Consider the following 9,595-nt stretch of genomic DNA (forward strand, 5'->3'; position numbering starts at 1 on the left):
AAGTAAATAAAACCAAACATTACATAAAAAAACGACCAGTCGGCCAGCCCAAGCAAGGCTATGGTAATAAAATAAGATATGCCTAAAAATTCAACAATCGGGGCCAGCCATTCGAAAAACACCCAATAGGGGTGCGATACCATACCCATAAAACCAAACTTCGGATTCATAAAAATATCGCGGTGCAGCATTATGGTATCAATGGTGCCGCGTGTCCAACGGTTTCGCTGTGATCCGAGTACTTTTAGTGTTGAAGGTGCTTCGGTCCAGCACAAGGGGTCGGAAATATACACCACTTTGTATTTTATCCCCTGGTTGGCCATGTACTTCCGCATGCGTACCACCAGCTCCATATCTTCGCCAACGGTTTTGGTGTAGTAGCCTCCGCAGTTTATAACCACCTCCTTGTCGAAAAGACCGAGTGCCCCCGATATCAGCAATAAACCATCGAGGCGGCTCCAGGCCAGCCTGCCCATCAGAAACGAACGGCTGTATTCGATGACCTGGAAACGGGGAATAAGTTTGTCGGGAACATTTACTTCCACCAACTGCCCGTTTTCGATTACACACGAATTGGCAATTTGAATTACACCACCGGCCGCAATTACTTTTTTATCGCTGGCTTCGAGGAAGGGTTTTATCAGCTTTTTAAGGGCATGCGGATCGATAATGGAATCCACATCAATTGAAATAAAATAATCGCCTTTGGCAATGTTTATTCCGGCATTTAGCGCATCGGCTTTTCCGCCGTTGCGTTTATCAACCACGGTGAGGTTTGAGTAGGCCTTTGCCCGCGATTTATACACACCAAGAATCTCCTGGCACTGAATCTGATAATCAATCGCAAAAGGTACTTTCTCGAGATCGAACGCGGCAATTGTTTTCTCCAGCGAATCATCCTTACTACCATCGTTAATAACAATTATCTCGAAATTCTGGTAATACAGCCCAAGCAGTGCTTTTATGTTGTCGACAATGGTAAGTGATTCGTTGTATGCGGGTGCCAGCAGCGAAATTTTAGGCGCAAAGGGAGAAGACAGTAGCGCATCAAAATTAGTTGTTTTGGATTCGCGAACATTTCGTATCAATTCCCTAGCCGAAACAATGGCAAGCCAAAAATAAAAACTGAAAATACCGATGGTATAAATCAGAAATAACGATTCTATTATTGTTCTTACAATTCCCATAAATTAATTTCGCGGATCCTTTACGTGAGCCAATAAAAGTTCAAGTTCCGGTATTTCTTCTTTTGATTGCTGAGTAATTTTTTCTCTGCTCTCTTGCCCCATGTAATACACCGAGCGGCATGCCTCAAGCTTTAACAATGTTGAACCGGTTTTCATTACCCCCTCAAGAAAAGCAAAATCATCGGTATCGCCAATATTTTTAAATGCCTTCAGAATTTCGAGTTTATTTCGGTTTGTTTCGCCATCAAATTTCTTTTTTATCAACTCTCGGCTGTCGTACAAGCGCAGGTCGTTAATGGCTTTGTAGGCCAGAAATCGCGTCTCTTCCATGTCGCTCTCCACCATTTTAATCACTTCCGAAACATCTTCAAGTTGCTGAAAAAAAGTAATCATTTTCAAGCTGAAATTCCGGATATTGTAATGTTTAAAAGACAGGTAGCGGGCAAAAGCGGGCACCGGTATCTGGTTTAGGCGTATGAGGTAGAACACCGACAATTGCGCCCATTTGGCAAAGGGTTGTTTCAGATTATCGAAAAAACTAAACGGTCTATCGGCGTTTAAAGTAACATATGCAATTTGTGCTTCTGTGCGTACGTAATCGTTAGTGTCGTTAATCAGGGTTTTAATCAATCCTTTTGCCCCCTGCGGATAAAGGTGTGTAAGCTCCATTATTCCCTTAACCTTTTTATGACTGTATCGTGATTTAGCCAGTTTAAGTGAATCTTGCTGGAGGTTTAATTTCAAATAGATCTCAGGAATAAAACTTTCGAGCTCGCCTTTAAAGTTGGCTTTGTAATTCATAAGCACCGAGATAAGAATTCTGCGGTTGGCTTTGTTTTTAATTTTTTTGAGTTTAATCAGTGCTTTTTCCCAGTCGATGTTTCTGAAAATGTAATCCATAATCACTTCTTCGTACATTTTACCATATATCCGTTCGAACCTTTCTTTTTGGTTCTTTCTTTTTACGGTAAAGTTTAAAGTTAACAGCACAAATGCAATGTTTGCGATAAAGAATAAAATCAGTGCAGCCAAAAGCAGCAGTATGGAATAATCAAAAACTTTTTCAATTATATCGAGGTAAACCGTTCTGATTTTTCGTGGTAAATGTCTTTCGCCGTACTCGTTCAGGTTATTTTTTACCAGCCCGATTTTTTCATCAGAAATAAAGACATTGATTACCGAATGTTTTTTTGAAGGATCAGCTGTTTTTTTAGTTGGGGAGGTAGTTTCAGAATTTAATTCAGGATTTTCTTCTGTTGCTTCCCGGGTAATGGCAATAATGTCATTTTCAGTCTCAGAATTTTCAAAGGTATCGGTTTGTTGAATTGAAATTCCTACTTGAACAAATAATAAGTGCTTCGCCTGAACGGCATGAGGCACTATGAATAAACATACAAAAACAAAACTAATTACGATCAATTTATTAACCGCATAGCTGAGATGTCGCATTGATTACAAGTTTCTAATTGAAACTAAATATACTATTTCCTTACAGATAATAGTCTTTTTACCCTCATATTTAGTTCAATCAGGCTAAAAGGTTTTACCATGTAATCATCAGCACCAAGATCAAAAGCTTTCATCACACTTTCTTCAGCTCCTGCCGCCGAAAGCACCATTACCGGTATTAACTTTTTGTAAAACTCATGCAATTTCGAAATTACTTCGAGTCCATTTAAATTTGGCATGTACAGATCGGTAATCAGCATATCCACTTCATTACCTTCGAGCTTTGTTAAGCAGTCTTTTCCATCCTCGGCTTTTATAATCTCGTAACCCTCTCTGGATAAACTATGCGCCACTGTCTCAAGGATTAATCTGTTGTCTTCTGCTACTAAAATTCGTTTCATAATACATTGATTTTAGTTAAACAATAAAATACACAGACTGCAACTTGAAGAGACTTTTACCACATCTATCAGCATACTGAAAAAATTCAGAGACAAGTGTAAAAGCCCTGTTCTTTTTAAACTTTTTTTAAAATATTGTATTGCGTCCTAAAAGCAAATATAATTTTTTTTCAATTCAGACTACACTCCTAATCAGATTTTTACCGATTTTTGATTATAAAATGGTCATTTTTCAGCATTTTGCCTATTTGGAGCAAGCAATTTCGAAGGGCGGTTACTCAAATTTATGTTCACTATTTTGTAGGGGAGCGAAGAATTCCACCTTGCCGCATTTGGGGCACATATATAAGTCAAATGACTCGCGATTAACAAAAGCCTCAAATATATTTCCCAAAATTCCAATTTTCGGCCCCTCATGGAATTTGTATTCACCGCTATATAACATTGAAACATTGCACCTTAAGCAGTCAATTTGTTTTTTATCCTCGTTTAAATCTTTTATGTCGATTATTTTCTGCTCCGTTAGGCTATAATTACAATTCCAGCATAATTCAAAATTATCTTCGATCTCTGCGTTGCAATTTGGACAGTTTTTCATTGTTGTATTCGTTTAGGATTTGGATCTCATTACTCAAACGGGCCATCCATCTTTTCGGATTGTTTGCCCGGTTTGTTTAAGCGAGTGAATATCTTGTTTATCAATCGATCCATCAGGTAGCGGGGCGGTATTCAACAGCAAGTTTGCATTAAATTTAGCGGCATATTTTAGATTTTCGATGATAGAATCAGCACCACGATGTTTTCCGTCCATTTCTTTTGTATAGCCCCAACCGGCAATATTAGTGCAAATTTCAATTGGCTTTCCTGATCGTACCATTTGCCTGGTTTTATCGGCATTATTTTCCAGCCAATGATATTCCGGTGCATAATAATCTTCGTTTCCGGTATATCCCCACTTTGCCGATATCAGCGACTGAGGTTGAAGTTTCCTGATTAATTTATAAGTTTCAGGTATTCTGAATTTTTCAATTGGCCCGCTTACGGGAGTTCCGTATCCGTCGAGCCATATACTGGCAATGGGGCCGTATTGAGTAAGCAATTCGGTCAGTTGCTCGTGCATATAGTCGATATATTTATTCAAATCGTGGTTTTCACCATATGCATAATAAGGTTCTTCCTTATCATATTTTGGTCGTGCACTACCACCCCACCTGTCGTTATTTGGAGCATGCGGATGACGCCAATCTCTTCCGTGAGAATAATACAGGCACAATCCTAATCCTCTTTTTTCGCAGGCTACTGCAAGTTCTTCAACCAAATCACGTTTTGCAGCTGATTGAACACTATTAAAGTCAGTTGTTTTTGTATTGAAAAGACAGAAACTGTCATGATGGCGGGTGGTTATGTTCACATACTTCATTTCGGCTTCTACGGCCAGATTGGCAATAAAATCGGCATCAAATTTTTCGGCTGTAAATTTTTCTTTCAATTTTTCATATTCACCTAAATGAATGTTTTCCCGGTACTGAACCCATTCGCCCCGTCCGGGCAGGCTGTAAAGTCCATAATGTAAGAATAAACCAAATTTTGCGTCAATAAACCACTGTCTGGCAGCTTCAAGTGGGTTTGTTGCATACAACCCGGAGTGGTTTTTTAAATAGGCCGGCACATCATTCATTTTACATGAATTGAAAAGCGATGGAGCCATTGAAAACGTTAATCCTAAACCTGTTAATTGCACAAATTTTCTTCTTTCCATTATCGATTGTCTTTGATGTTATTTACTTTGCCACACCGTAAGTCTGTCAAGAAACTCATTATCGGGACAATACAAACAAGGAATATAAAACATTTTGAGGAGCAGTTTTTGGAACAGCTTGTTTCCATTGTAATTCCAGGTAGTTGGTTTCTTTGGTTTAAAAATAGCTTTTAAAGATCAATTCCTGAAAATAAGATAAAAAAAAGGTGCCGATTAACAACCGACACCTGCTATAATTATTTTACCAGATTTTTAAACGCTGATCCAAAAATCAGGTAGCTGGTATTTCCTCCGATGGTACCTTCGTTTTGACCCCATAAAAACGGCCAGTCGTCGTAATTTTCAAAATGGTCGGGTTGCCTGAACAATACGCCGGGAGCAACATTTCCCGGAATAAACGAGAAATCGGCCCTGTTGTTACCATAAAACACTGCTTTGGGACGAGCGGCGCCCACCGCTGCCACAAACGAATAGTTGTGATACGGATGGCATCCAAACAGCCAGTTGGTTGCCTTAAATGCGTGGCTTGCGTCGATAATATCAGGGTAATACTGGCTGGCAAAACAAATGGTAGTTCCAAAGTTAACCACACCGCCATTGCCTGCCCAGTTCCGTAGTCCGATCGGCACGCCGTACGGATTATCCTTTTCAAGCTCTTCGATATATTCTTTGTATTTCACCACATATGGCCGTAGCTTTTCTTTGTACGCTTCGTCCATGTGAGGTATGGCATGTAAAGCTGTTAAAATGCTGAAACTTACGAACCGGTCGAGTGCCGGCCACAGCGATTCCTGAAACTTATCGCTGTACTGCTGCTCGCCGGTTGAAATGTACAGTTGCAGATTGGTGCCCATGTCTGCACCTCTTCCCCATCTGCGGTTGTCCTCAGGCACATTGGCAAGTAATTCAGTAGACTCTTTCAGCAGTCTTTTCGACTGTATCAACGCCCTTTCCGAAAGATCGTCGTTATAGCCTTTCAAAGCACGGCTTGTTGCGGCAAACATAGCAGCTGCCCTGAGATCGAGGCTGGGATTACGGCTTGTAAACGCCCACATATCATCTTTTACACCGCTTGATTTGCCATCGCGGGCTACTTCGTACGGCCCCAGATTTGGATTATACGGAAGGCCGTCGGTTATCGAAGCGGCATCGCCAAGGTGATGATAATTATCGAGAACAGAGTTGGAAAGCGTTTGTGCCATATGACCGATAATTTCAGCCTGGGCCACAAGGTTCATTGTTCCGTGCTCGATATACTGCAAAATATCGGGTGTTCCGTCCGGACGATGAAGATCGACATAGCGCTGCTCCTCATCAACAAAAGTCTGATCGCGCAAGGGTTTGAAATACTCCCAGGTTTGAACGAAATTCTGCACAACAGAAATGTTCGATCCGGTTTCTATATCAAAATCACCGGCATCGAAAAAACCACCAACGTTTAATCCCGGAATGGTTTCCAGCGCTTTGTATTTGGTATCGGTTGTTGGCCCCTGGCTATGCAAATCGAAGTGATCAGTATTTGGCGGAGCCTGCAAATAACCTTCTTTAAAAGGTTCGCCGTGCCAAACCCTGTACGCTTCGTTCACATACATGTGGTTCATATGAATTGGTATCCAAACATCGCTGGTGGCATCGGTAATCCAATCGTAAACGTTGTCTTCTATAATAAAGTTATTGGTTTTACAATCGCCATACTGAATGTAGTAAATACCGGGTGTTTCAACAGAAGAGAAATCGAATTTCACATAGTGATATTTGTAATAGTCGCCCCACGATTCGATTTTACCACTGAATACTTCGGTTGCCGTACCATCTTCGCCTACTTTATAAATAGATGCTTTTGCAAGCGGTTTATCTTTTTTGTCGAGTTCAATAACCGAAACTTTTTGTTGCGAAGGCAGGTAGCCCACCTGCGAGAAACCAATGTTGGGTTCTCTTACCCAGCCTGGAATAGCGTTGGGTTCAACTGTCCAGCTTAAAACTTTGCCGGTTTTCCCGGCAGGAAGCAAACTGCGAACTACATACCACCCGTTTTGCGCCAGCACGCGGCCATCGAAAAGCATAATGTCGGCATCGGCAGAAGTGATTTTCACCATACGTTCGGGGTCATCGGGAGCAAGAAGCATTGAACGTCCGGTTTCGAGAGGAAGCGGATCGATAAATTTGCCGGTTCCCCTGTCGTCGGAAGTTACGTAACCTTTATATTGTTTGGGTTTTTCGCTGTTGGGTCTTGTAATGGTATTACTTGCCACGTAGCGCGAAAAGCGGTTAATACGCCCATCCATTAAATAGGTTTTGCCCCAGTATTGCGAAGGCAAAAACTCGAGGTTAAACCCGGCGCTCCCTTCTACTGATTCAGGAAGTGGTTCGTCGAGAAAAACGGATATCTCAACACCTTTGCCTTTGGCTGTAACAACCACACGCGAGTCGAAATCGTAATCCTCATACCGTAAGGTTGCCGAAATACTGTTGCTTACACTGTCAACTGTTCGGGTTGGTATTTCAGGCACCAGATCCCACTGCTCCGGGGTATGCGAAAGTCGCACGGCCCCACCTTGTGCGGTTCTTACTCCGTGGTGGATCAATTCAATTCCGGCGTTTTTTTCGTCGTTAAAGCCCCCGGTAAAAAGGTTACTGTACACCAATACATTTACGCCTTGTGTTTCGAAATACTCAAGATCGTTGAGTACCATATCCTGGTTTGGTTCAGGACTACATGCCGCCAGTAGCAGCAAAATGAATGATAAAAATGAAAGTTTTTTCATAAAGTTAAGTTGGTTATATCGATTTATTATGTTTTGTTATTTTATAGCCGAACTCTGGCTACTATAAACCCAATTTCCATTTTCAATATTACCTGATATTTATTGAACAGCTGTTTAAATTTAGATTCTATATTTAAGAAAATAGATAATTCTCCGGGTTCTCCTGCCTCTCGTTACGAAGAAAGGGGAGCTGTTGACGATAACCCGTACCGGATTTTTAAATAGCCGAAAGAAAACTCCATCGGAGTTTGATTAAAATGATGAGAATATACCTGTAAAAATCCAACCCCGTCGGGGTTGGATTTTCATTTGGAAAAGCCTCGTTTTTAACAAGGGGTAGTTGTCTTTTGTTATGCCGGAGGCATCAAATATTTAATGTATGCTTCTAATGAAAAAAGATTCGACTCCGGCCGGAGTCGTACCTATCATGTGAATTTGAATTTTGCTATAAATATGATAATCCGCTGGATTCTTTTTAGATTCTACTGATGAATCCTGATCCACTCAACCGTTGAATCGTCCTTAAACTTTATCACCATAAATTTGCTGTGCAGCGCCAGAAAAGCAGCCGCTCCTGTTTAAGCAGATAATAAATGTAGTTGTCGTTGCTCCGGTCGGGCTCGCCAAGCAAATCAATAATTTGTGGTTTCTGAAGCGCTCGGATGGTGTCGTTGTAAACCACATCGTTAACCATTTTATCGCGAAAAGGATATTTCCGCCCCTCCTTGATTTGCCACTTTGTTTTGTCGAAAACCAAAGCACTGGATGGTTTATCAGACATGCCCGGTTCGTAATTTTTAACCTCCGAAGTACAGGCCATACAAAAAACAAGAACAACAATGCTGAATAATTGTACCGCTTTCATTTGCCGGATTTTTTCATTTCAAATATACCGCAACGCTACACGGTCAGTTCAATTCCTTCGGGGCGTGTATGTTTCCACCGGCGGTGCGACCATAAATAATACTCGGGTGTTTCGCGTATCACTTCTTCCATTTTCCGGATATAGGTCAGCAAAATATCTTTCGATTCTACTTTCGATGGGTCTTCGATAAGCTGTGTAAAATGAGCTTCGTAATGGCCGCGCTTTAGCTTTTTCAGATGCAGGAAAAATATAGGCTGATTGGTTTTAATGGCAATCTTTTCGGGGCCGGTAAAAAACGGTGCTTCCCGGTTTAAGAACACGGTCCAGAACGGCGAATTGGCTGCTGGAGTTTGATCGGCCGCCAACCATAAAACGGCCGGTTCGCCACGTCGCACATGCTCAATGGCTGCACGTGCCGATTTGTGTACCGGCACCGATTCGCCCCCCCACTTACTTCGCGAGTGTTCAATGTATTTTTCAAAAGCCATATTTCCCCGAATCGGGTTCACAATCATCAGCAGTTTATGCGCCGATTTGGTTTGAATAGAGCTGCACCACTCCCAGTTATTGTAATGAAATCCGAGCAGCATAATACTTCGTCCTTCCCGGGCATATTGTTGTGCCTCTTCCAGACCTGTAACTTTCAGGCGTTTATCCATCTGCTTTTCGCTCATGCTGTGCAGCTTAATCGTTTCAAGCGAAAAATCGCAAAAATGACGGTAATAGCGGTGCATAATTTTACGAATCTCCTCCTCGCTTTTCTCCGGAAACGAATGGCGAAGATTATCAAGAATCACCTTTTTCCGGTAGCCGACAACATACCGAACCACCAGGTAGAAAAAATCGGCAATGCCGTAAATGACCCAAAATGGCAGCACCGAAATAAATTTTAACAGCAGCACTACACCACCGTTTAACAGGCGTTTAAAAAAACCTTCGTAATAGCGTTTATCTTTTTTGCGTAAGCTCTCGTCAACCATACTAAAAAAACTATTGAATTAAAGCTGTGCCCTCCGGGCGTTTGTGCTTCCATCGTTTGTGGCTCCAAAGATAATACTCCGGATTCGATTTTATCACTTCCTCCATTTTTTCGATATAGCGCAACAAAATTTCCCGGTCATCGGTTTGTGCAGGGTTGTCTACCAGCAACGAGTAGCTGTATTCGTACA

The 9,595-nt window shown here is 41.6% G+C and carries 8 protein-coding genes; all 8 read right to left on the reverse strand.

Annotated features, from left to right (window positions below; translation table 11 throughout):
- A partial coding sequence (locus ABZB17_RS16320) for a glycosyltransferase (protein WP_372651614.1) occupies nt 1-1,187 on the reverse strand: 1,187 nt, incomplete at its 3' end.
- Between the two features lie 3 nt (nt 1,188-1,190).
- Entirely contained in the window at nt 1,191-2,636 is a 1,446-nt protein-coding gene (locus ABZB17_RS16325; protein ID WP_372651616.1) for a hypothetical protein, read from the reverse strand.
- Between the two features lie 32 nt (nt 2,637-2,668).
- On the reverse strand, nt 2,669-3,037 hold the full coding sequence (locus ABZB17_RS16330; protein ID WP_372651618.1) for a response regulator transcription factor: 369 nt from the start codon (nt 3,035-3,037) through the stop codon (nt 2,669-2,671).
- A gap of 631 nt (nt 3,038-3,668) precedes the next feature.
- Nucleotides 3,669-4,796, reverse strand: a complete 1,128-nt coding sequence (locus tag ABZB17_RS16335; RefSeq protein WP_372651621.1) for an alpha-L-fucosidase — start codon at nt 4,794-4,796, stop codon at nt 3,669-3,671.
- A 236-nt stretch (nt 4,797-5,032) separates the two neighbouring features.
- A complete protein-coding gene (locus ABZB17_RS16340) occupies nt 5,033-7,561 on the reverse strand; it encodes a cellulase N-terminal Ig-like domain-containing protein (protein WP_372651623.1) in 2,529 nt (842 codons plus the stop codon).
- A 532-nt stretch (nt 7,562-8,093) separates the two neighbouring features.
- Nucleotides 8,094-8,426, reverse strand: coding sequence for a hypothetical protein (locus ABZB17_RS16345; protein WP_372651625.1), 333 nt, complete (start codon nt 8,424-8,426; stop codon nt 8,094-8,096).
- 35 nt (nt 8,427-8,461) lie between these two features.
- On the reverse strand, nt 8,462-9,406 hold the full coding sequence (locus tag ABZB17_RS16350) for a lysophospholipid acyltransferase family protein (protein WP_163322249.1): 945 nt from the start codon (nt 9,404-9,406) through the stop codon (nt 8,462-8,464).
- A 10-nt stretch (nt 9,407-9,416) separates the two neighbouring features.
- The gene (locus ABZB17_RS16355; protein ID WP_372651627.1) at nt 9,417-9,575 is read right to left on the reverse strand and encodes a hypothetical protein; all 159 of its coding nucleotides are present in this window, start codon (nt 9,573-9,575) and stop codon (nt 9,417-9,419) included.
- Nucleotides 9,576-9,595 lie beyond the last annotated feature (20 nt).

This window comes from Draconibacterium sp. (genome assembly GCF_041583095.1).
Taxonomy (GTDB): Bacteria; Bacteroidota; Bacteroidia; order Bacteroidales; family Prolixibacteraceae; genus Draconibacterium.

What these genes read in the sequence shown, in the direction of transcription:
- ABZB17_RS16325 (WP_372651616.1), bottom strand. Translation starts at nt 2,636, where the DNA reads ATGCGACATCTCAGCTATGCGGTTAATAAATTGATCGTAATTAGTTTT.
- ABZB17_RS16330 (WP_372651618.1), bottom strand. Translation starts at nt 3,037, where the DNA reads ATGAAACGAATTTTAGTAGCAGAAGACAACAGATTAATCCTTGAGACA.
- ABZB17_RS16335 (WP_372651621.1), bottom strand. Translation starts at nt 4,796, where the DNA reads ATGGAAAGAAGAAAATTTGTGCAATTAACAGGTTTAGGATTAACGTTT.
- ABZB17_RS16340 (WP_372651623.1), bottom strand. Translation starts at nt 7,561, where the DNA reads ATGAAAAAACTTTCATTTTTATCATTCATTTTGCTGCTACTGGCGGCA.
- ABZB17_RS16345 (WP_372651625.1), bottom strand. Translation starts at nt 8,426, where the DNA reads ATGAAAGCGGTACAATTATTCAGCATTGTTGTTCTTGTTTTTTGTATG.
- ABZB17_RS16350 (WP_163322249.1), bottom strand. Translation starts at nt 9,406, where the DNA reads ATGGTTGACGAGAGCTTACGCAAAAAAGATAAACGCTATTACGAAGGT.